This window comes from Alteromonas sp. 38, from assembly GCF_902506055.1.
Lineage (GTDB): Bacteria > Pseudomonadota > Gammaproteobacteria > Enterobacterales > Alteromonadaceae > Alteromonas > Alteromonas lipotrueae.
In genome coordinates, this window is sequence record NZ_LR733300.1 from 4,378,272 (window position 1) to 4,400,603 (window position 22,332).

General features: G+C 44.3%; 19 protein-coding genes. 7 read left to right on the forward strand and 12 right to left on the reverse strand.

All coding sequences use genetic code 11. The annotated features are described in order from the left end of the window. Positions 1 to 303: 303 nt before the first annotated feature. Positions 304 to 2,694: a TonB-dependent receptor gene (locus FLAVO9R_RS18860; protein ID WP_159533826.1), complete on the forward strand. Its 2,391-nt coding sequence runs from the start codon at positions 304 to 306 to the stop codon at positions 2,692 to 2,694. A 108-nt stretch (positions 2,695 to 2,802) separates the two neighbouring features. Here the strand turns inward: FLAVO9R_RS18860 and FLAVO9R_RS18865 are convergent, their stop codons facing one another. From FLAVO9R_RS18865 to FLAVO9R_RS18890, 6 genes are all read right to left on the reverse strand, one after another. After that, positions 2,803 to 4,560, reverse strand: a complete 1,758-nt coding sequence (locus tag FLAVO9R_RS18865) for an ATP-binding cassette domain-containing protein (protein ID WP_159533828.1) — start codon at positions 4,558 to 4,560, stop codon at positions 2,803 to 2,805. Then, positions 4,557 to 6,197, reverse strand: coding sequence for an ABC transporter ATP-binding protein/permease (locus FLAVO9R_RS18870; protein ID WP_159533830.1), 1,641 nt, complete (start codon positions 6,195 to 6,197; stop codon positions 4,557 to 4,559). Before FLAVO9R_RS18870 ends, FLAVO9R_RS18865 begins: the two co-directional genes overlap by 4 nt. Positions 6,198 to 6,330: 133 nt before the next feature. Beyond that, positions 6,331 to 6,444: a cytochrome bd-I oxidase subunit CydX gene (gene cydX / locus FLAVO9R_RS18875; protein WP_013786436.1), complete on the reverse strand. Its 114-nt coding sequence runs from the start codon at positions 6,442 to 6,444 to the stop codon at positions 6,331 to 6,333. Positions 6,445 to 6,454: 10 nt separating this feature from the next. Beyond that, complete coding sequence (gene cydB, locus FLAVO9R_RS18880) at positions 6,455 to 7,591, reverse strand: cytochrome d ubiquinol oxidase subunit II (protein ID WP_159533832.1); 1,137 nt, start codon at positions 7,589 to 7,591, stop codon at positions 6,455 to 6,457. Then, positions 7,588 to 9,168: a cytochrome ubiquinol oxidase subunit I gene (locus FLAVO9R_RS18885; RefSeq protein WP_159533834.1), complete on the reverse strand. Its 1,581-nt coding sequence runs from the start codon at positions 9,166 to 9,168 to the stop codon at positions 7,588 to 7,590. Before FLAVO9R_RS18885 ends, cydB begins: the two co-directional genes overlap by 4 nt. A gap of 412 nt (positions 9,169 to 9,580) precedes the next feature. Next, the gene (locus FLAVO9R_RS18890; RefSeq protein WP_159533836.1) at positions 9,581 to 10,198 is read right to left on the reverse strand and encodes a Tll0287-like domain-containing protein; all 618 of its coding nucleotides are present in this window, start codon (positions 10,196 to 10,198) and stop codon (positions 9,581 to 9,583) included. Between the two features lie 212 nt (positions 10,199 to 10,410). On the opposite strand from FLAVO9R_RS18890, the gene FLAVO9R_RS18895 reads away from it, so the two are divergent. The 3 genes from FLAVO9R_RS18895 to FLAVO9R_RS18905 all read left to right on the forward strand — a co-directional run bounded on the left by FLAVO9R_RS18895 (position 10,411) and on the right by FLAVO9R_RS18905 (position 14,351). Beyond that, positions 10,411 to 11,673, forward strand: a complete 1,263-nt coding sequence (locus FLAVO9R_RS18895) for a sigma-54 interaction domain-containing protein (RefSeq protein WP_159534742.1) — start codon at positions 10,411 to 10,413, stop codon at positions 11,671 to 11,673. Positions 11,674 to 11,756: 83 nt separating this feature from the next. After that, a complete protein-coding gene (locus tag FLAVO9R_RS18900; RefSeq protein WP_232370704.1) occupies positions 11,757 to 12,179 on the forward strand; it encodes a hypothetical protein in 423 nt (140 codons plus the stop codon). A gap of 78 nt (positions 12,180 to 12,257) precedes the next feature. Then, on the forward strand, positions 12,258 to 14,351 hold the full coding sequence (locus FLAVO9R_RS18905) for a TonB-dependent receptor (RefSeq protein ID WP_159533838.1): 2,094 nt from the start codon (positions 12,258 to 12,260) through the stop codon (positions 14,349 to 14,351). Between the two features lie 126 nt (positions 14,352 to 14,477). Here FLAVO9R_RS18905 and FLAVO9R_RS18910 read toward each other — a convergent pair whose 3' ends face one another. Continuing rightward, positions 14,478 to 15,248: a sulfite exporter TauE/SafE family protein gene (locus FLAVO9R_RS18910; RefSeq protein ID WP_159533840.1), complete on the reverse strand. Its 771-nt coding sequence runs from the start codon at positions 15,246 to 15,248 to the stop codon at positions 14,478 to 14,480. A gap of 255 nt (positions 15,249 to 15,503) precedes the next feature. Here FLAVO9R_RS18910 and FLAVO9R_RS18915 point away from each other — a divergent pair, with 255 nt between their 5' ends. Continuing rightward, a complete protein-coding gene (locus tag FLAVO9R_RS18915) occupies positions 15,504 to 17,333 on the forward strand; it encodes an Lnb N-terminal periplasmic domain-containing protein (protein ID WP_159533842.1) in 1,830 nt (609 codons plus the stop codon). 22 nt (positions 17,334 to 17,355) lie between these two features. Continuing rightward, positions 17,356 to 17,802: a DUF3015 family protein gene (locus FLAVO9R_RS18920; protein ID WP_129740346.1), complete on the forward strand. Its 447-nt coding sequence runs from the start codon at positions 17,356 to 17,358 to the stop codon at positions 17,800 to 17,802. A gap of 103 nt (positions 17,803 to 17,905) precedes the next feature. Here the strand turns inward: FLAVO9R_RS18920 and FLAVO9R_RS18925 are convergent, their stop codons facing one another. Next, the gene (locus tag FLAVO9R_RS18925) at positions 17,906 to 19,006 is read right to left on the reverse strand and encodes a M14 family metallopeptidase (RefSeq protein ID WP_159533844.1); all 1,101 of its coding nucleotides are present in this window, start codon (positions 19,004 to 19,006) and stop codon (positions 17,906 to 17,908) included. 234 nt (positions 19,007 to 19,240) lie between these two features. Beyond that, positions 19,241 to 19,807 carry an elongation factor P-like protein EfpL gene (efpL, locus tag FLAVO9R_RS18930; protein ID WP_013786447.1) on the reverse strand — a complete coding sequence of 189 codons (567 nt, stop codon included), beginning with the start codon at positions 19,805 to 19,807 and terminating at the stop codon, positions 19,241 to 19,243. Positions 19,808 to 19,953: 146 nt separating this feature from the next. On the opposite strand from efpL, the gene FLAVO9R_RS18935 reads away from it, so the two are divergent. After that, positions 19,954 to 20,811, forward strand: a complete 858-nt coding sequence (locus FLAVO9R_RS18935) for an alpha/beta hydrolase (protein WP_159533846.1) — start codon at positions 19,954 to 19,956, stop codon at positions 20,809 to 20,811. A gap of 9 nt (positions 20,812 to 20,820) precedes the next feature. On the opposite strand, the gene FLAVO9R_RS18940 is transcribed toward FLAVO9R_RS18935, so the two are convergent. The 3 genes from FLAVO9R_RS18940 to FLAVO9R_RS18950 are packed head-to-tail and all read right to left on the reverse strand — an operon-like array spanning position 20,821 to position 22,191. Continuing rightward, positions 20,821 to 21,234 (reverse strand): MmcQ/YjbR family DNA-binding protein, encoded by a 414-nt coding sequence (locus FLAVO9R_RS18940; protein ID WP_159533848.1) that lies wholly within the window; start codon positions 21,232 to 21,234, stop codon positions 20,821 to 20,823. Positions 21,235 to 21,250: 16 nt separating this feature from the next. After that, positions 21,251 to 21,757: an AAA family ATPase gene (locus FLAVO9R_RS18945; protein WP_159533850.1), complete on the reverse strand. Its 507-nt coding sequence runs from the start codon at positions 21,755 to 21,757 to the stop codon at positions 21,251 to 21,253. 23 nt (positions 21,758 to 21,780) lie between these two features. After that, a complete protein-coding gene (locus tag FLAVO9R_RS18950) occupies positions 21,781 to 22,191 on the reverse strand; it encodes an MAPEG family protein (RefSeq protein ID WP_159533852.1) in 411 nt (136 codons plus the stop codon). Positions 22,192 to 22,332 lie beyond the last annotated feature (141 nt).

Here is a 22,332-nt window from a genome sequence, read left to right on the forward strand (position 1 = left end):
AATATATAGCGACTATTAATGAGTTGGAAAAACTCAGCAAGAAGCAAAATAAAGACAATTAAAACAAACAGTTAATCTAAAATCATTTACTTGCATAACAATTCAAAGACCCCCAAAACTTAATTAACAAAAAGATTGCAATTGATTTACTTTTTGGTTAAATTTTGACTATCTTCTGTCTTATATAAGACAAATGAGCAATACCTAGTTTATATAAAATTAATAAGACCTAAGAAAAGACCGTCGGACACACGGCAGATAAAACTGGATAAAACCCATAAAAGAGAATTCGTGGAGAACACCATGTTACTAAGACCTAGCACACTACATTCAAGTATTACTCGGGCATTAGCCATTGGTACTTGTATGACTATTGGCTTTGCAGCCAGCGCGCAAGAAGCAGAAACTGCCGAGCCAAAGGGCTTGGAAAAAATAACAGTTACATCACAAAAACGAGTGGAAAGCCTAAATGAAGTGCCTGTTGCGGTTTCGGTTTTACGCGAAGATCAAATTAACGCTGCATTTTCTAACAACATTGAAGGTCTACAAGCATTAGTCCCATCGGTCAGCTTCCGTAAAGGCAATACAACACGAAACTCCGCCATTACCGTTCGTGGTATTGGAACTATTTCATTTAGTGTGGCTGCTGAGCCGAGTGTCTCTACCGTAGTAGACGGCGTTGTGTTAGGCCGTGCCGGTCAAGCGTTTGTTGACTTATATGACCTTGAGCGCATTGAAGTTTTACGTGGCCCACAGGGTACATTATTCGGTAAGAATGCATCGGCGGGTGTGGTAAATATCACGACCAAGCGCCCTACTGATGAGTTTGAAGGGACAGCCGAAATAAGCCTGTTTCAAGACAATGAATACCGCTTAAAAACGAGTGTATCAGGTGCATTAAACGATAATGTTCGTGGTAGCTTAACCGTACTTAAATCCCAGTTTGATGGCTATATCAAGAACGTTTATAACAACGAAATGACTAACGGCTACGACAAAGAAGGCGTTCGCGCCATGCTTGATATGGAAGCGGGTAACGACACCGACATTCTGTTTATCTTTGAAAACGTGAAATCTGATGATAGCTGCTGTGCCGATTTAGAACTTTCACCAAGTGGCCGTCACCCTGATTCTGAAGCACTACCAAACAGTACTGGTGATGGCGACTTAGATTTAGAACAGCGCCTTATAGACCATGACTTTGAAACTCGTACGTTAGATGAAACCACGGGTTTCTCTATGCAGGTTGATACCATGTTTGGCGATCACCAATTCACTTCAATCACTGCTTACCGTGATTGGGATAATACTGAATTCCGTGAAGGTGACTTCACCTCAACAGCGGGCACACGTCCGTTCCCTGTTTTTGGCGAACCGTTCCAGTTACACGATATTGGCGCACAAAACTGGAAGCAAACGTCACAAGAATTCCGTATTGCATCGCCTGTGGGTGAGGCATTCGATTATCAAGTGGGCGCGTTCTGGTGGACACAAAAATCTGAGCGTAATTTTACCCGTGATGCTAGTTGTCAAAATAACGATTTACAATTCCCTAAGGCTATCAGCGCTTACTTAACTGACACATTAGGTATTGCTGACCCAACTGACGATCAAGTTAACCAGTTTATTGCTGATGAAGGTCTTAGCTGTAATTCAAACGATATTGTAAGCGCAACGGCATACATGGAAACCCAGTTTGATAACTGGGCATTATTTGCTGATGGTAAATACCATATTAATGACGATTTACGCCTGCTATTTGGAATTCGTTATACCGATGACGAAGTAAGCTACTCGCACAACCGTAGCAGTAATGATCAATACAGTCGTACTGGTGTAGGTGTACGGAGCTTCGATACTGACTACAGCGGCAAGACTGACGAAACTAATGTATCAGGCAAGTTGGGTGTGCAGTATGACTTAACTGATAACAGCATGACGTATTTCACCTTCTCACAAGGCTATAAAGGCCCTGCGTTTAACGTGTTCTACAACATGTCAGACTCAGATACCTTACCTATTGGTGAAGAAACTTCGGATGCTTACGAGCTAGGTTATAAGTACGCCAGCCGTGACATTATCTTCAATGCCGCTATCTTTAGAACAGATATCGACGGTTTCCAAGCGAATAACTCAGAATTGCTAGATGGCGTTACTATTACCCGCTTAACCAATGCTGGCTCAGTAACTACTCAAGGTTTCGAGTTTGACTTCATGTGGCAAGCAACAGATAACCTATCGTTAACCGGTGGTTTATCGAAAGTAGATGCTGAAGTGGATGAGTTCTTATGCCCAATAACCGATACAGATATCGATAACCCTTGTACTGGCAGTTCTGGCGCAGACTTACCTTTCTCTCCAGACCTTAAATACTCAGTAACCGGTGAGTACATTTGGGAGATGGACAACATGGACATTATCTTAAACGGTTCTTACGTTTACACTGACGAAATGTTCGTTGGTGCACCAGGTGCGTTTGCAGAGGAAAACGATCCTGCTGTGTTACCAGACTATGCCATTGTGAATGCAAGCTTGGCGTTCTCGTTCCAAGATGATGACTACCGCATCAGCCTTATTGGTAAGAACTTGACTGACGAAAGCTATGTAACGACCTACAGCGGTGATAACTTCCGTTATCAAATCCCGCGTGATGCAGACCGTTACTTTGGCGTGCAACTTCGCGCTAGATTCTAAAGACAATTTAAACATGTGTGTTTAAGGCGCCGTTAAGGCGCCTTTTTTTGTTCGCTTTTTGGCTTAACAAATAATAGCCCGCATACGTATCAAGCCTCGCCGTGTAGTTTATCGCGGCTTAAAACCAAGTACCGTGTTGCGTTCATGGCGTTGCAGTTCTGCTAGCGCTTGTTGCTGTTGCTCATTAGGCGTTAGCGTTGAGTAGACCGATGAAGTTATAGGTAATTCATCATCGCCATACGTGTATTGATGACTGTGATTTTGACGAGAATGATGGGATTTGCTTTGGTCACCTTTTTCATCCAGAGTAAACGCTGCATTAGGCTGCAGGGCCACCGGAACAAAATGAGTAGCAACGATAACTAATCCCGAAAGCGCACTCTCATTAATGACCTCAGCGACTCGCTGCTGTGCTTCGCTATCTAGCCCTTCAAAGGGCTCATCGATTAACAGCACATCAGGTTTTGCTAATAAGGCTCTGGCCAATGCTAAGCGTTTACTTTCACCGCCTGATAAAGCCCTTCCTCCTTTACCAACCCATTCAGTTAACGCAGAAAGGTGCTGTAAACCAACACGCGCTAAAACTTCGTGCATGGACTCTTCACTGATCCCAGTGGCAGCAGGATCTAAGTTCAGTTTAATGGTACCTGCCAAAATAATGGGTTGCTGTTCAACGTAAATCCATTTTTCTAACATGCCTTGCACAGTGGCAACATTGTCTATTGAGCGGCGCCCTTCAAAAGGAATTAGCCCACATATGGCTTGTAGAATGCTCGACTTACCGCACCCTGAATACCCCTTGAGCACGCTAAGCCCTGTAGCCTCAAACTGCATATTGACCGTAGGTAGGTTTCTGTCTTGTGCGATAAAATCTTTTAATGAAAGTGATACCCTAGGTTTATGCGCATTTAGTAAAGGTAAAGACTGAGTGTGCATTGCTTGTAGCTCTGCTTTGCTATGTTGCCACTTTGCGAACTTAACCACACTACTAAAAGTGGCGTTTGCCCAGTCTGGCGCTGCTAACAGAACCATAGGCGTGATTAATGCGAGCGGAACGAAATAAGCCGCTGAGTTAGCACTAACAACAACCAGAACAACCAAACTGAATACGCCACCTTGAAAAAGCCACATGGCTCTGGACACTAGCGCCTGCTCTTTTAATTGCGCATCTTGTGCCTGTTGGGTACTGGGGGCATTAAACAAGCCTTTCGAAGTTTTCGATTTAAGGTGCCACAAACTACTTGCTTGAAAAAACGTTGCGCTTTGGTGCCTAAACTCAAGCTCTTCCTGCGCCGTTTTAGCCACGGTTTTAAGCCCGCAAAGCGTGGTGATAACACTCATCACCAACCACAGCATGGCTAGGGCTATGAAAAAACCATAACCCGGCACATTCATGAGATACCCAGTGAACAATAACCCTGTCATTAGCAGCGCAACCGAGGCTAGTGGCGAAACCCACGCAATAAAGGCTGATGCAAGTTGCTCCGTATGGTTCGCGAGAGCTTCAACTGTCCATGCTTTGCTTTCAAGACGCTTTGACGCTAATTGTTCAAACACGGCTAAGCGCGCTTTGGCAATGCGCGTTAATAAATCGTTGTGACCAAGCCACATGGTGGTGTAACCACTAGCAATTCGAAGTAGCGCAAGCCCCCTTATGACCACCGCTGGAATAACATAGTTAAACCCTAAAGGTGCTATCGCGCTAATGGCAATAAACCAAGATGATATGATAAGAATACTCAGACCCGCGATACCATGAAGCAAGGCCAAACCCAGAGCACCATACGCAGCCATTGACGTCTGCCCGGTTAGTGACGAAGGCGCTTTTGATGAATCAGGTGCTGCTTTTGAAGGTAAGTATTTCATTTCACCGTTACCTCCCCGTTTGCAATATGCCAATGCGCGTCAAACCAATGCGCGGGCAATAACTTATGCGATGCCCAAATCACAGTCTTGCCTTGAGTGACACGGGAAATAAGCTGCGAAAGACGATGGTGCTGTTCATCGGGAATATGCGCGGTGGGTTCATCTAATAACCAGATATCTGGATCTCTTAATAGACCACGAGCCAACGCAAGCCGTTGCGCTTCACCACCGGAAAGGTTGGGGTACTCAGTCATCAAAGTATCGAGGCCATCAGGCAGCGACGAAAGCCAATCAGCGAGCTCAACTGAATTTAGCACCTCGCACAACGCACTATCGCTATAGTGGGCATCAAGTATGAGGTTCTCTCTCACGCTGCCAGGTAAAACAACGGGAGTTTGACTCACCCAGACACAATGTCCGTCAAAGCCGTGAGAGGCTTTGCGATGGCCAGCTAACGCCTCTAGCAATACCGTTTTACCACTTCCAGAAACGCCATTTAGGCGAATATGTTCTCCTAAAGCAACCTTAAGGTGCTCGGCTTTAAGTAAATTGGATACACGGAAATTTTGCGCATCAAACCCAGAAAATGGTTTGTTCTTCATTTCGCCTTTGCTCACTTCCCCTTTCTTCACAGACACATTGTCGTTCAACGTATCAAACAACGAAAACAAACACTCGCTGGCCGCTTCAGCTTCAGCTTTTTGGTGATAAACCTGCCCCAGTTTTTTCATTTCACTTAAAATTAGCGGCACCGTTAGTAACACCCAAAGCCCTTGCTGTAAGGAAATTTCAGGCCCCAAGTTAAGCTCGCCGAGCAGTGAAAAACCTATAAAGACAGCAACTAAGGCTACCGATAAAGTGGCAAAAAAATCTAATACTGACGATGATAAGAACGCGACGCCTACCACCCGCATGGTGCGTTTATTGAGTTGTTCGCTGGCGTTATTAAGCAAACGCATCTGCGTATTGTGAGCCCGATAACTCGCCATTAAAGGCAGTGCATTAAGTCTATCGGTAAAAAGCCCACCTAGCCGTTCAAGCGCCACGAAATGCTTGCGATGTAAGCTGGCGGCTCCTTTACCAACAATAACCATAAATAAAGGAACAATAGGAAGGGCTATAGCTAACCCCATTCCTATTACGGGGTTAACGTAAAAAATAATGACTAGCGCCATCAATGGGACAAGTACTGCAACATATTGCTGTACGCGGTAATCGAAAGCCCAATTGGCAATAGAGCGAATATGCTTCACCCAAAGTGATTGCCAATAAAAAAGTGAATGTTGACGAATGAGGGCGTGCTGTTGCTCGGCGAAAATAAGTTGTAACTTTTGCTCCATAGCCTGCATCAACTGACTCTTACATGACAGCGTAAGCGTGTTTACCAACCCTTGAGCTATCCAGCTAATAAACAACGCGACAGATAAACCTACAATATGAAATTGGCTTGCTTTATGGGTATCTACTATCCAGTCATGCATAGCATGAGCGAAAAAATAAAAAGCGATAATCAGTGAAAAAAGAGACAGACACTTCACCAAAGTGATGATCAAAACCCGCCTGCGCGCGCCAAGCTTGTGCGTGTTGTCGAGTTGATTAAACTTAGCTTGAAATGTCTGCCTGTCTAACTTTTTCATTGACTTTATCGCACTGCCTATCTTTTAAAATAGCTGGTTAAAATAACGGTTAAACTAAAGACAACGAGCGTTGAATACACCAGCTCGTTGCCTTTTACGTTTTATATTACGCCGTGAACATTAAATAAATCAGCTATTCGGCGTCTTCAGGGCGGTCCATATCTTCGGTAGACTCTAGCCACATGGCATTTAAAATACCGAATGAACACGCTAGCAGTACGCCGAGGATCCAAGTGAAATACCACATATGCTACTCCTTAATAAATAGTGTGAGATTGATCTAAGTCGCTATTTTTGACTCGCCCACGCATTACATAGTAGCCATAGGCGGTATAGCACAAGATGATAGGCACAAAGATACAAGCCACAATAAACATGATATTTAGGGTTAAGTGACTAGAGGTGGCATCCCATACCGTAAGGCTAGCTTCCGGCATAGTGATACTGGGCATCAAGAACGGGAACATTGAGAAGCCCGCAGTTAATATAACGCCAGTAATCAGCAGTGCACTTGAAACAAATGCCATCCCTGCGTTTCCTTTGCGAGAAAACATGGCACATGCGAGCCCTGCTGCCACACCTAAAACAGGCGCAATAATCATCCATGGATATCGTGAGTAGTTCGTCATCCATGCGCCCGCTTCAATAGCGACTTCTTTTTTCATTGGATTCGAGGTGGCTAAGGCATCTACGGTAGAGGTAATAACAAAACCATCTAACCCAAATGCTACCCACGCACCGGCAATCAGGAATAAGACTACTGCCACTAGGCTCAGTATAAACGACGTTACACGTGCTCTAGATTCAATGAAACCATCCGTTTTCATTTGTAACCATGCTGCGCCGTGATTAAGTAAAATAGCCACTGACAACAACCCAGACAACAAAGCGAATGGGGTAAGCAACCCAAAGAAAGAGCCGGTGTACGTTGATTTAAGCGTGTTGTCGAATTCAAACGGCACACCTAATAACAAGTTACCAAATGCCACGCCAAAAATAAGCGCAGGGATGAAACCGCCAGCAAATAACGCCCAATCCCATGCTTTTCGCCACTGAGCATTTGGCAATTTACTGCGATAATCAAATCCAATTGGGCGCATCCAAAGCGCAATAAGCGTTAGTGCTAGGGCTAAGTAAAAGCCAGAAAAAGCAGTAGCATAAATCATCGGCCATGCTGCAAAAATGGCACCACCAGCCGTAATGAACCACACTTGGTTTCCATCCCAATGCGGCCCAATGGTATTAATCATTACGCGACGTTCTTTGTCTGTTTTACCAATAATGGTCAGCAATGAACCTACACCTAAATCGAACCCATCGGTTACTGCGAAACCAATCAACAACACACCAATAAGGCACCACCAGGCTACGCGAAGAAATTCATAATCAATCATGCGTTTGCTCCTTTTGCATCAAAGTCGATTAAATCGTCATCTTCATCACTATGGTTATCTTCAGGGGGCACTGGCCCTTTTTTGGCAAATTTCTTCATTAAGTAGAAGGCAACAATGAACATCACAGTGTAAAACGCTGAGTAAGCGACTAACGTAGTGACAATGTCAGAGATAGACAAATTAGACGTTGACGCATGCACCGGTAAAATCTCTGCAATAGACCAAGGCTGGCGACCAAACTCAGCCACAAACCAACCGGCTTCACACGCCACCCAAGGAAGCGGCAAGCTATACAATGAAGCTTTTAATAACCAGCGAGGCTGCGTAATTTTATGTTGGGTGCTGTAGTAGAAGGCAGCTAAGAACACAGCTAACATAATAAAGCCTGATGCCACCATTAAGCGGAAACTCCAAAATAAGGGGGCAACTTGAGGAATACTGTAATCCACTGCTTTTTGTAAGGCTGCTTCAGAAGGCTGTGTTACATCATCCGTAAATGGCTCTAACAACATGGCGTAACCCATATTATCTTTGTGTGCCTCAAACAGCGCGAGTTCTTCTGCTGAAGCCGTTCCATCTCGAACACTATCGAGCAAACCGTACGCTTTAATACCATCAAGAATACGTAAGCGGTTTTCTGCTTTAATGTCTTTTAAGCCTTTAACTTCCTCAGTAAGTGAACGAGTAGCAATAATGCCCATCGCCCAAGGAATTTGAAGTGCGTATTCGGTTTCTTCTTTGTCATCATTAGGAATACCAAATACAGTAAAAGGCGCAGGTGCTGGATGGGTCTCATATTCCGCTTCAACCGCTGCCAATTTTACTTTTTGCACTTCTCCTAATTCGTAGCCACTTTCGTCACCAAGCACAATAACTGACAAGGTAGCCGCTAAGCCAAAACTCGCAGCAATGGCAAAGGAACGTCGAGCGAAGGCAATATGCTTATGGTTTAGTAAGTAGTAACTCGAAATAGCCAATACAAACATGGCCCCCGTTACGTAACCAGCTGAAACAGTATGCACAAACTTAACTTGTGCTACCGGGTTAAAGATAACCTCAGCAAAGCTTGTCATTTCCATGCGCATGGCTTCAAAATTGAATTCAGCCCCTATAGGGTATTGCATCCAGCCGTTGGCAATGAGGATCCATAGTGCTGAGAAGTTAGAGCCAATAGCCACTAACCAAGTGGTCATTAAATGCCTTCCCTTTGACATTTTATCCCAGCCGAAGAAGAACAGCCCAACAAAAGTAGATTCTAGGAAGAACGCCATCAGACCTTCAATAGCCAGCGGTGCCCCAAAAATATCCCCAACATAGTGAGAATAGTATGACCAATTCATTCCGAATTGGAACTCCATAGTGAGCCCGGTAGCCACACCAATGGCGAAGTTAATACCAAACAACTTGCCCCAAAACTGAGTCATTTGTTTGTAAATTTCTTTGCCTGTCATTACATAAACGGATTCCATAATGGCAAGCATGAAACTCAACCCTAAGGTTAAGGGCACAAATATAAAGTGGAACATCGCAGTTAGCGCAAATTGCCACCGCGATAGCTCGACTAACGTATCGCTCATGGGTTTTCTCCCTAGTTAAAAAACAGTACGGCAAGCCGCTAAAATTCTTTTAAATCAATAACCTTAAAAATAAGGCCGCACCGTAAGACTTGTACTTCTGAAGGAGGTTTAGCAAGCTTTGCGCCAGCTATGGCACGATTGCCCATCACCACCTGTATTCCCTACCATGCGGCGCAATTATTCCATCAAGTTGGATTTACCGCCTTGATCCACCTCAAACAAGATGAGAGGAGAATGCGCCAAAAATGTCAATCAGTGCCATTTTTGACACAAAAAAGTGATATGAGCAGTAGCGGAAAGGTTTGAGAGTGGGGCGTTTACAGGAAAGGTGGGGAATGCAGGAAAAAATGCATGGCGTGCCGTTAACGGATGCCGGTAAAGACACGTTGCATTTCCTTGAAAAAAGAAAAGGCTATTCGGGTGAATAGGTAAGTGTAAAAGCACCTCTTAAACTTCCTGGCGCAAAGCCCGTTGCGGTGTCTTCAGGGTATTTTTCCCTAATAATACCTAACACCGCAGGATCCACGTTATTGCCATGACAAGCCGTACACACTTGCCCCGTAACAATCGCTGACATATAGCGTAATTCACCGGTTTCCTCATTCCAACGTGATGCCTCTAGCGGCATAGGCAATTGCTTAGATAAGGCATCTGCAAACTCGTGCAATTGGGTTTCTTCCCATCCATCTGGTTGGTTGTCTTGATTACGCACCCGCAGCGCGGTGCGCCCCACGGTCCAACCATCCTTCTTGAGTGCTTGCGCGATAGGCCCAGCGGCCACATAACATGCTTCTACACCTTCTTCTAAACCGCCCTTAGCTATCGCTTGTTGCAGCCGTGCTTTTAAAGCACCACCCAATGCTTTAGCATTGGTACGTGCTTGATTTAACTTGCCTTCGGGTCCTGCTAGTATGACGGCTTCCGTTTCCTGTTGTGTCGCTAAGCTGTCTTGCGGCTGCAGAGTTTTGGCCGACAGCCCAGTTGACAAAAGTAATCCACCTATTACACCAACCGTTAATGTCATTTTCATTTTTTTTCCTCGTACCGGAGAGTTACCCACCTACATATGTTGGGTTTGAAGTTACACACTTGTTCATCAACAGACCTACAAGGCGCGTGCCAATGTGATACCTTAAACCTAGATTAGTTATCTTGTGGGTTCGAATTGTGTGCATACGTCATGCATACCCAGCCCGTATTGCTAGGTGAAGCTGTTACATGAATATCTCGATTGTTCAAGCAATGATAGACGCCATCGATAAACCCGCTATTTTCATCAATCATCAATATGTAATAGAAGCGGTTAATCAGCCTTATCGTAATACCTATCCTGTGGATATTATTCCGGGAAATAGCCAGTGCTTTAAGGTGTCACACGGTAATACCAAGCCTTGTGATCAATGCGGTGAAAGTTGCCCTATTCAACAATGCAAAGAAACCGGCCGCACTGCAAGTGTGGTTCACATTCACACCACAAAAAGCGGTCAAAGCTACTGTGATATTCTCATGCGACCGGTTCACGATGCTAACGGCGACCTGCTTGGTTACTTAGAAATATTAGATAAACTCGCGTTCGCCTCAAATTACCCGACTAAGGGTAAAATGATAGGTGAGTCTGCCGCCTTTAAAGCGATGCTGAATAAAATTAATCGGGCCGCAAAATCCGATATAGCCGTGTTGCTTCAAGGTGAAACGGGTACAGGTAAAGAGCTGGTTTCTCATGCCCTGCATACCAGTAGCCACCGCGCCGAAAAACCTTTTGTAGTAATAGAGTGTACTGGGTTAGCTGATTCGCTTTTTGAATCGGAGTTATTCGGCTACGAGAAAGGTGCTTTTACAGGCGCGCAATCGAACAAGAAGGGGTTGGTTGATGCCGCCCAAGGTGGAACGCTGTTTTTTGACGAAATTGGCGATGTTCCTCTTACCATGCAAGTGAAGTTACTGCGGTTGCTTGAAACTCAAACCTACCGCCCAGTTGGAAGCGTTCAAGTTAAAAAAGCCGATTTCCGTTTAGTATGCGCTACCCATAAAGACTTAAAGTCCTTGGTGGAAAAAGGTGAATTTAGACAAGACCTCTACTACCGAATTGCGGGCTTCCCCATACACCTTCCGCCGCTTCGCGAGCGTCAAAGCGATATTGCCATGCTGTGCAGCCACATGTTGCATGAACTCCCCTCGAAAAAACGCTTACACAAATCCACTCTTGAAGTGCTAAGCCACTATACCTATCCAGGTAACATTCGTGAGCTTAAGAATATTGTGGAGCAAGCGTACTTATTGGCAGATGAAAATGTTATTTACCCCACAGACTTACCCGAGTTAGTCTGCGAGCCCACATCCCATAACAGCGCAAGTGTTCTCACTCTGGAAGCTGCTGAAGCTAAGTACCTAGAAGAGGTAATAGCAAAACATGAAGGCAGTATAGATTCCCTTGCCATAGCACTGGGTATCAGCCAGCGAACCTTGTACCGTAAGCTTCAAGCGTTAGGACTAAAGATTAAATAACACGCGGTAAAAACCCCTTTCAACATCCTATATTTAACGTATTATTAAGTAAGTTCCGGTAGAAATAGAATAGCGCTTTGCCATTGAAGTCATTATTTACACTGCTAGTTTGCCTAACCTTGCTATTGCAAAATGCGATGGCATTGAAGCTTGCGGCTGTAACAATGGAAAAGGCGCAGCAACTGACTACTGAATTGAATGACAGCAGTAACGATATAGAACTCATTTGTACTGGCAGTACCATGCGCTGGATATCATTAAGCGCTACTGAGCATGCCGGTGAATTTGTTTATGTTAGTGTCGATATCAGCAAGGTACCGGTAGAACATATCGACTGTACCAACAGTCTACTTTCTGATTTACCCAATGCGGTTACGGCTCCTGACTTTTCACTTCCTTTAATCACCTTTGTTCGCTTTAACAACCTAGCTACTGCCATTGCACAGCGACCCTACACGGCATACGCCTACGCAGCTCCGCTCTCGCGCGCTCCACCTCTTTCATAGTTTTCCCATCACACTTTACTTATAACGCGCTTTAATCAGCTTTATCGCTGACGTTGTTTAATTAGAAATGGAATAATTATGAAAAAAACAGCCATTGCACTAGCAGTATGTTCTGCTGGCTTATCCCCCTTTTTGTATGCTCAAGAAACTTCATCAACAGAAGTGATTACCGTTATTGGCGAACCGCTCACCGCCACCAATAATGCGCCCGTTTCAGCCTCTACCAATACCGAAGCTGACTATGGTGATCAACTCGCCACGCTACCTGGCGTGACTATTTCGCGAAATGGCCCCGTAACTGGGCTAATCCAGTATCGTGGCCTTTATGGTGACAGAGTCGGCGTGACTATTGATGGAGTAGATATAGCGGGCGCAGGTCCAAATTCCATGGACTCCCCGCTTTCACACGTGTTACCTGAACCAGGGCTTCAGGCCGTGCTGTATCGCGGAATAGTACCGGTAAGTGCAGGGGTTGAAACCTTAGGTGGTAAGCTAGACATTCGTGCCGACGCTCAGCACTTATTTTCACAAGCTAACGGCCTGCAGTTTAATGCCAGCGCCAGTGCATTTTCTCCCGGCGATGCACAGCAGTACCAAGCCAATGCGTTTTATGGCGCAGACAATGGCTTTTTTACCGGCGCATTCACCCACCAGCAACGCGAAGATCGCGAGGCTGGTTCTAGCAATACCGCCTCAAACATAACTATTCCTAATTCTCAGTACCAAAGAAACGGCGGAAAACTGCGCGCGGGCTATAGTTGGGGCAAGCATAGTCTAGATGTCAGCTACCAAACACTGAACACTAACAACAGCGGCACTGCGGCGCTTGCAATGGATATTTCGTTTATAGACGCGGCGTGGTATCGCTTAGGTTATCAATATCAAGCCGATGATGAGCGTATGTTGAAAATGAGCGTGTTTGGCAATAGCAACCAACACGCCATGGATAATGCTTCCCAACGCGCGATTTCAATGGCAAGCATGGCTAGACAAAACGACGCCGATTCTGTGGCGCAGGGTGTAGAGGCAACTTACATTACACCTGCCCTTGATGGTGAACTCGAAGTAGGCTTTAGCCATTTACACAGCCGAAATAATTCTGTTATCACCAACCCGAATAACAGCGCATTTTATATCAACAACTTTAGCGATATTACCCGCGATACCTACAGTGGTTTCACCGAATGGCATCGAACAACCGACACCGCTGATTACTTGCTGGGCCTTCGTTATACCCAAATTGATATGGACGCTGATGCAATTGGCTCTAACATGGTGATGATGAACGATGCGGTGGCTATGCTAGCGTCTAACTTCAACAATGCCGAACGTAGTGAAACCTACAATATGCTAGATGCGGCAGCCACTATTCAAGTACCCGTAAGCGAAACCATGACAGTATTTACGGGTATCTCACAAAAAAACCGTGCGCCCAACTATTACGAACGTTACACCTGGTTACCGTTAGGCATTACAGGCGGCATGGCTGACGGGCTCAATTACATTGGTAACCTTGAACTTGATAAGGAAACTGCTCGTCAAATTGAGTTTGGTGTTACTTACAGCAAAAACAACTGGACGGTTTCACCACGGCTTTATTACCAAGACATAGAAGACTACATTGCTGGCACACCGAGCAGCAATGCAGCCGCAGTTATGTTCTCAACCATGATGGGGTCAGATACACCATTTCAATGGACTAATACTGACGCTGTTATTAAAGGAGCTGATGTAACTATTAACGCTAAGCTATCGAATAACTTGTTGTTAACCTCAACCGCCAGTGTTAGCCATGGTAACCGTGACGATATAGACGACGCGCTATTTCGCATTGCCCCCGAGCAACTAACTACCCGTATCGAGTGGCAAAGCGAGCTAATGCAATCGCCGCTTATGTTGTCGGTTACTTCTCATTTAGCGGGTGCGCAAAATCATACGTCTGCCCTCCAAAATGAAAGCAGTACATCAGGTTACGGGCTTATACATATAGGCGCACGCTGGCAACTTACACAAGCTTTCAGCGTGTCGGCACAGCTTCAAAATGCGTTTGATAAGTACTATACCGCTCATACCGCGGGTGTTAACCGCGTATCAGATGTCGATATTGCGGTAGGGGATAAACTGCCTGGGACTGGCAGGGAATGGCAGGTCTCAGCAAGCTATCGCTTTTAGCTGGCCCGTTCCCAAAGCGAGCTAACATGTAAATTACGATAAAAAATGTAAAGTGATAGGCGAAGATATTCGCCTATCACGCTTACGTTGAGTAATTCATAGACAAACAATAGCGAACAGGCTGACCTACACTAAGTCAGCTGTTGCTTGAACAATTAAGCGAAAAGCTAATAAGGTGACAATAACTTTAAATAACACGAGAAATTTGTCGGCTGGAATTTTCTTGAGTACTTTTAGCCCCACGTAAGTCCCCACTGCGCCACTTATAATCATGGCAAAAATTAACCCTAACCATTGAAAAAAAGAAAATCCAACAAAGGTAAAAACGAACGCTTTTAACCCATGCTGAAAGGTAAGGCACGAGGCCATGGTGGCGGTTATCTGCATTTTATTGTAGTTATTTCGATGCACAAAAGCGGCTACTAACGGCCCCGTAGCCCCGACAAACATAGAAATTAACGTGGTGACCAGCCCCGCTAGACTTCGCCCTGCGGGTTGCATTTCCTGCGCTTTCGGTTTGCTGCCCCACACCAAAAATAAGATAAAACCCGCTACAGCAAATTGAATAACCACTAAAGGCAATTGCACGACTATAAACGTAGCCAGCACCGCCCCCAACAACGCCCCAAACGAAAAGAACTTCACCATAGACCAATCAACATAACGAAAGGTCATTAGTGCTCGGTTGCCGTTTGAACCTAACTGTACCAACCCATGCACAGGGATAAGTGCAGATACTGGCAAGCTTCCCGCCATTACCGCAATAAGCAACACGCCACCGCCAATACCAAAGGTGGCGGTTATCAAGGACGTCATCGTAGAGGTTGCTATTAGCACTGCGGCGGTAGTTATCGAGATAGCGCCATCAGCGGTTAGCCAATAAGTAACGAGATCCAATTACAGCCCTCCTTTTTTAATTTATTGATTTTTAGTTTCCCTTAAGCACAAACGAGGTGAAAGAAAATGGTTTTCACCTCACCTTTTTGAAGCGAAATTTAAGGCACCTAGTAGCAATTAGTAACAAATTATCTGTAATTGGAACTTGTATATACCCCGCAGCGAAGGCATATTCTGCAATCTTCATTGCGCAACGAAACGGTTTATTTTACGTCGTTGTCGCGAATTTAAATGGATTTAGTCTAGGAAGTTGCGTTGTATTCCTTTTTCAGCCGCTGTTGTATTGTATTTTTTTGTACCGTAACGCTAGTTTACGCTAACGATGCGTCTCAACATATAAATAACCTAGCATCACACAAGGTGTGGAAGCAGCTATTACATGCTGAGCAAACCGCAGTAACGCTAAACCACAATGGCAGTAACTTCTATTTAGCAGAAAATGGCTTTGAAAATCCACTTTCAGAACTTGAAGCGACTATTCACGCCTTTTCGCAAAACCCCAAAAGCCAGTGTCAATTTCCCGCACGTAAACGTTTTATAGAAAAACAGTTACCCACACTTAGCTTCCCTGACGTGGCATGCCCACAGTATGAAGAATATTTAGATGCTTTTTCTACCCACAGCGCCAGCCTTATTTTTGCTTCAGGCTACTTAGGTAACCCCGCGTCGATGTTTGGCCATGTATTTTTGAAGTTTAATGGTGAATCAGAAGACGGCTTACTCGATAACACCTTCTCTTATGGGGCCAAGGTGCCCGATAACGAAAACAAGTTGGTTTACATCACTAAAGGCATATTGGGCGGCTATCAAGGTAAGTTCTCTAACCAGCAATACCACCATCATCATTTAACTTATAGCGAAACCGAGCTTCGCGATATGTGGGAATATAAACTTGCCCTATCCCAAGACGATATTCAATTTCTACTTGCCCATTTATGGGAGCTAGAAAATGCCACAATGACCTATTATTTCTTTGAGCAAAACTGTGCCTACCAATTAGCAAAGTTACTCAGCTTAGTTTTCGATGAATCTCTGATTGCCCCCAATAAGGTGTGGGTGATGCCATTTGATTTAGTGGTAATGATGCAGCGCCATCAAACTAGCCGTACCATGTTTAATGGCGTTATCTACCATGGCTCACGTCAGCAAACACTTTATGACCGCTGGCAACAATTAACCAGCAAAGAACAGCAAACCTTACTGCAAATTCTAGAAAGTGCGCCTAAAGACACGCAACAGCAACTTGCTGCTTTAGATGACGCATCGGCGATACGAGTTATTGATACCCTATACGACTATTTTGCGTTTATTGAACAAAAAGAAGACGACCTCACCGTTACACAACAAGCACAAAAGCGGCAGGCCATGATAAGGCGGTTTGCGATGGCGCCAGGTAAACCAAACTGGAAAAGCGTAGATAGACGCCCTCCTCATGAGGCACAAGATACCACACGTATTGGCCTTGGTTTGTATAACACACCAGCAGGCGACTTAGCGGGGGAGTTGAACTTTCGGGCTAATTATTACGACCTACTCACGCTAAATGCGGGGCGAATTCCCTACTCTGAACTCACTACCTTTAATCTTCGTCTTCGCTACCTAGAGGGTGAAGGACTAGCAGTAAAAGAATTTACGCCGGTGCGAATTATTAACTTAAATGCATCTGAATCAGGATTACCACTTGATAGCAATTGGGCCTGGAAACTGGCCTTTGGCTACAAAGAACAAGCTAATAACTGCACCCACTGCGGCGCAGGTTATATCGACAGTTTTATTGGGAAGTCTTGGGCGTTTCGTCACAACCTTGTAGGTTACGCGGCGCTTAGTACTTCTATTACCAGCTCTAATCTGAATGGCGGCTTTATCGCTGTGGGTTCAGAAGTGGGTGGCGTAGCGCATGTTGCGCCAGAAATAGCAATGTCATTGGCAGTAGGACAACAATGGTTTGTTAACCAGCCATCGAAGGATCAACATTACCTCTCTGTTACCGCGCGATATGCAATTAATCAGCGCTGGGACGTGAGAGCAAATATTGATAACAAGCATGGTACTGACTTCGGCTTGCTCATTTCACATTATTACTAATAACAATCAGAGGAATATAAACATGTTTAAAAAACTAACACTTGCCGCTCTTCTTACGACTACCGCTTTTGCTGGGAACGTATCAGCTGATGACAACATCAACCCGTGGAAGCACTGTGGTATTGGCGCTGTTATTTTTGATGATAACGGCACAGCTGCTGCAATTTCAAACATTATTTGGGATTTAGGGACAACTGCGGTTTCTTCAAAAGTATCATCTGCTGATTCTTGTGAAGGTAAAATGGCTACTGCTGCTGTATTCATTCAAAATAACTTTAACAACGTTATTGAAGAAGCTAGCCAAGGTTCAGGCGCACACCTAACGGCAATGCTTGATATTTTAGAAGTAAACGAAGCGGCTCGCGCTGATGTTGTTACGGCTGTTCGTGCTGAAATGGCATTATCAGTTGCAGCAAACGAAGCAACTAGCCCAGAAGCTTTCTACAACGCAGTTGTAGCAAACATCTAGTATTGTGGGCAGTGACATTACCGCAAGCGGGAATGCCACTGCCTCATCTTGCTATATTAAGATTAAAACAAAATTTTTAAGCTAATTATTGAGCCAAATCTTCCTATTTTACTTGCTTGGCAATAGTCATAATGCTTTGCCCTTGTTTTACTGAAGGCCCCGATAATCCGTAAAGCGCAAAGCCGCTTTCTGGCGCAATAACAGTTTCAACCGTATTGCCAAAATAGTCTTTTACTACCCCTAACATATCACCTTTTTTCAAAAATTGGCCTGTAGTAATTTCAGGAAACCATAAACCCGAAAAGTTAACCGGTACAGAAAAAGTACCTTCAAAATATCGACGGTCAGGTGCCCCCTGTGAAGCTAAGTCAGCTTTGCTGGTATTAATACTAGAAGGCGAAGTAATACCCAAAATACGAGTGGCCTCTTCAAGCCCTGTTACCATCGCATTTATGTGCTCTTCTTTTTTTGAGCCGTTCTCACCAATTTCAACCAAAATGGTAGGTGCACCATGGGCTACCGCTTGGCGATTGAGCGAACGACGAGTATCAACTTGTTTTTGTGTTTTCATTTTGTAGGTTACGATATTTGGGAATTGAAACCCTTCTGCCACTAACATGGCTTGTGCGTAATTACTGGAAAGCGGCCCACCATAGACACCCACAAAACCGGCAAGCCACTCAGCTCCATCACCACTATGAAGGTCGATAATAAAGTCGGCTTTTGCAATAACGTGGTTCGATAGATTCCACGCTATTTGCTCTGTCTGCGTGCCTTCAACCTTGCCCGGAAAGCTTCTGTTTAGGTTCTTTCTATCATAAGGGTTTACGTAAATACTTTTCTCTTCAAAAGCAGGTATATGCGCTACTCGCACCGCAATGATAGTACCGGCTATCGTACTAGGATCGATATTCGCAAGCCATTTTTCAGTGGCCAATATTGAATTATATTCATAGCCATGAACGCCAGCGATGGTAGCAAGTACAGGTCCTGACTTACCCCCATTGATAACGGTTACTGGGATAAAGGTTTCTGGTTCAGTGCTGTTCCCCCCACCCGTTCCCACAGGAATACTAATGTTTTCTCGGCTACCTTCGGCCACTAAAGTGCCTGCAACTTCTATGTCTTTTGCACTTGCCCCAAACCCAACTAATAAAAAACAAATAGAGAGGATACTGACCCAAGAATACGTTTTAAACTTCATATTTTTACCTAGTTTTCGATATAAAATAGATTGTTTTTGTAATGCTATAACATCACCTTAGCCAGTGATTATACACTGCCCAATGCCAGCTTAAACGATTAATTTAATAAGGAATGTGAGCTTGAAACTAACATTGGGTAATGTATTTGCTTTTAAACGCTAAGGCTTGCAGGAAACAAAACATGACATAGTTGCGCCTTGGTATTCTTTAAGGCGCAACTAAAATTCGTGAACTTACGCGCGACTTTGGAATTTACGCTCTTCGGTATTTACCTTTATCCACTCGCCCGTACTGATGTACTCAGGCACTTGAACCACCAAGCCCGTCGATAAAGTAGCAGGCTTAGTCCGCGAGGTTGCTGATGCACCTTTAATCGAAGGGTCGGTTTCAGTTACCTCGAGTTCTACACTCATTGGCAAATCTAACGCCACTGGCACGTCGCTTACAATTAACACCTGAATAGACTCGGTCTTTTCGTTAATAAACAAGGCTTCGTCAGCAATGCTTTCTTTGTTTAGGTGGTATGGCGTGTAATCTTCGTTATCGAGGAATACATACTCGTCGCCATCAATGTAAGAGAACATCACAGGGCGACGCACTAAATCAGCCATTTCTAGCATGTCTGAATCTTTGAAGGTTTCATCAAACTTAGCGCCGCTAACCACGTCGTACATACGCATGCGATAAATACTGCCGCCCGCACGGCCCTGAGGTACTGAACGTTCGATATCTCTCACAATACACGTTTTACCACCATAAACGATGGTGTGATTCTTTTTAATTTCACTTGCCTTTGGCATGGTCTTACCCTGTTATTAATGGCCTTTAACAATTGGCTGGCCATGTTAAATTATCGCCCTATCTTCCGGTAATTGAGTGTTATAGTCAAAGCTATAAGCCGCCACCAAATGAATTAATCTATGCGTGAATACAAAAGGACTTCACCATGCTAAAAGCAATATCACTTGTGTTACTTCTTGCAATAGCTTTTTCTATTAACGCTGAAGAGACTAATTCGTTTACACATTCATACTCAGTGACCTCTACTGTCATGAATGAAGATAGACTTTATCATGTATACCTTCCACCTTCATATTATGAGAACAAGCAACATAGGTTTCCCGTGGTGTATGTGCTTGATGGGGATATTCATCGCACCAGAGCAATTGCCGGCATGCTCGAAGGTTTAAGTACACCAACGTTGGAGCGACAAGTTCAACAAGCTATTGTTGTAGCGATACCCAATAGTACTAACGCCATACGGGAGCGAGATCTAACGCCTACCGATGTTGACTGGGAATTGAATGGCCGTTTACTGGAAAAGTTCGAAGGCATTGGCAACGCCGCCAACTATTTACACTTCTTTGAAAGCGAATTAATTCCGCAAATAGACAGCCAATTTAGAACCTCTGATAAGCGAGTACTGGTAGGAGAATCTTTCGGGGGGCTATTTGCTGCATACGCACTGCTAAATAAGTCAGGTGTTTTCACTCATTACCTAATTATTGATGCTACTTACTTGTGGGATAACAACTACTTAAATCGCACACTTGCTAGCAATTTAGCGCAGCAGAAAATACCAGCAGGTAACGTGTACTTTACCTTTGCCAACAACACCGCATTTGGCGAGATTGGCGAAACAAACTTAGCGTGGGGATATCAGTTTTTCGATAAATTGAATGCCAATCAGTCCGACGAACTAACACTGCGGAAACGTTACTTTGACGATGAGTCTCATGGCACAGTTGCACTACCTAGTTGGTATTCCGGGTTTAAAGCGCTTCTCAAAACTCAATCCGAATGAAGTGAAGCACTACTTTTGAGCCCCTCCCTGATTTAACCCTAGTTCCTTTTGTTTTTTCTTGGTAAGTCCTAGCGACACTAACTTGTATGACTCGTGTAAGTAGTAGCTAAGCTCTTCGTTGAGATCTTCTACATTTTGTTCAATGTTTATTTTAATTTGAGTTTCATCGCCGCCAAATTGCTGGATCCATTTCATACCCCGAGACGCAAAATAAGGCGCGGGGCGATAGCCGGGTTTTTCACTCAAAAAGTGGTAATTGAGATCTGAGGTTTTGAAAATAAAAGCGCGTTCACCGTTTTTGCCTAAACCGCCTATGGCAAATACTTTACCGCCCACCTTCCATACATGGGAGTTATTCCATTGCATTACATAAGTTGTAGCCTTCAACCCACCACAAAACTGATTAAACTCGTCGTAGGTCACTGTGCTTCACTATCTTTCATTGTCTTTCACTGTGGCTGTTTGAGGTGTACATGGTTTTGGTTCCCTCAAAGCTATCGTACAAGGCTTGATGACTTTGCTTGGAAAAGGTATCTGTTCTATTTTCATAGTCCTTTATCCAGTCTAACAACATACTTAAATTAGCATCTTGTGCTTGCTTAGACGCATACTTATGAGGTTCCCATGGGCGTGCCTTAGCATTCTCTACACAAAGGTTAATGGGTAGATTTAAGAAGATAAGCTCATCGGCATAAGGCAAGACTTCAGCGAGCAAATCGGAATAGCAACCCTCAATAACCCACGATGTATTTTTAGATAAGAAAGTTTCAATAAGCACCTTTGATTCGCTGATAAGCAAACGACTAGGTGGGCTAGAGGACGCATTTGAGGGCGCCCAGGCCACCGCGTCCAAATCTAAATGTGCGATGTGGCGCACCTTTACCAAATTCTTAGCTAAGGTAGACTTTCCTGAACCTGAGTTTCCAAAAACCACGATTTTTGTCATAAGAAGCCTTATTGTACTTTGAACTAGCTTTGTGCAACCACGGTTTCAGCAACGAACAAGCCCCACATTGCTAAAACAGCCAGAAAATTTAGCGTAAAGACCAAGCCTCGCAATTGTACGTTTGACGTTAATATTTGTACCGCGCTATGTACTATCCGCCCAGCGATAAACACCCAAGCAAAAGCAACATAAAGCGAGGTGAATTCAAGCCCTTTAACTATTAATACAACGCAAATAATATGAAAAAATAACGGCCACTCGAATTGGTTACTTAAATTAGCGCTAATTTTAGGTTGAATAGTATCGAATGGGTTGGTGCCATCGTGGTTGCGACCTATTCCCCACACCTTTGGCGCTCTCACGAAAGTTAAAAGTATATAAAGAAAGGTGCACAGTAAAACATGGGCAAACATTGGTACTAATAGGCTATCCATTCGCTAATACTCTCGTTATTTTTTGGGCCTTTTCGCCACGCCATGAAAGTGCGTAGGACCACCGGGTATAGTTGGGTCCATCTGAAAATCTAAGTCGATAATTTCCCAGCCCTCCTCGCCAAGTGAATGTAGATATTTAAC

Bases quoted from the DNA above. Each gene is read 5' to 3' on its own strand.
- FLAVO9R_RS18860 (WP_159533826.1), top strand. From the start codon at position 304: ATGTTACTAAGACCTAGCACACTACATTCAAGTATTACTCGGGCATTA.
- FLAVO9R_RS18865 (WP_159533828.1), bottom strand. From the start codon at position 4,560: ATGAAATACTTACCTTCAAAAGCAGCACCTGATTCATCAAAAGCGCCT.
- FLAVO9R_RS18870 (WP_159533830.1), bottom strand. From the start codon at position 6,197: ATGAAAAAGTTAGACAGGCAGACATTTCAAGCTAAGTTTAATCAACTC.
- cydX (WP_013786436.1), bottom strand. From the start codon at position 6,444: ATGTGGTATTTCACTTGGATCCTCGGCGTACTGCTAGCGTGTTCATTC.
- cydB (WP_159533832.1), bottom strand. From the start codon at position 7,591: ATGATTGATTATGAATTTCTTCGCGTAGCCTGGTGGTGCCTTATTGGT.
- FLAVO9R_RS18885 (WP_159533834.1), bottom strand. From the start codon at position 9,168: ATGAGCGATACGTTAGTCGAGCTATCGCGGTGGCAATTTGCGCTAACT.
- FLAVO9R_RS18890 (WP_159533836.1), bottom strand. From the start codon at position 10,198: ATGAAAATGACATTAACGGTTGGTGTAATAGGTGGATTACTTTTGTCA.
- FLAVO9R_RS18895 (WP_159534742.1), top strand. From the start codon at position 10,411: ATGATAGACGCCATCGATAAACCCGCTATTTTCATCAATCATCAATAT.
- FLAVO9R_RS18905 (WP_159533838.1), top strand. From the start codon at position 12,258: ATGAAAAAAACAGCCATTGCACTAGCAGTATGTTCTGCTGGCTTATCC.
- FLAVO9R_RS18920 (WP_129740346.1), top strand. From the start codon at position 17,356: ATGTTTAAAAAACTAACACTTGCCGCTCTTCTTACGACTACCGCTTTT.
- FLAVO9R_RS18925 (WP_159533844.1), bottom strand. From the start codon at position 19,006: ATGAAGTTTAAAACGTATTCTTGGGTCAGTATCCTCTCTATTTGTTTT.
- efpL (WP_013786447.1), bottom strand. From the start codon at position 19,807: ATGCCAAAGGCAAGTGAAATTAAAAAGAATCACACCATCGTTTATGGT.
- FLAVO9R_RS18935 (WP_159533846.1), top strand. From the start codon at position 19,954: ATGCTAAAAGCAATATCACTTGTGTTACTTCTTGCAATAGCTTTTTCT.
- FLAVO9R_RS18945 (WP_159533850.1), bottom strand. From the start codon at position 21,757: ATGACAAAAATCGTGGTTTTTGGAAACTCAGGTTCAGGAAAGTCTACC.
- FLAVO9R_RS18950 (WP_159533852.1), bottom strand. From the start codon at position 22,191: ATGGATAGCCTATTAGTACCAATGTTTGCCCATGTTTTACTGTGCACC.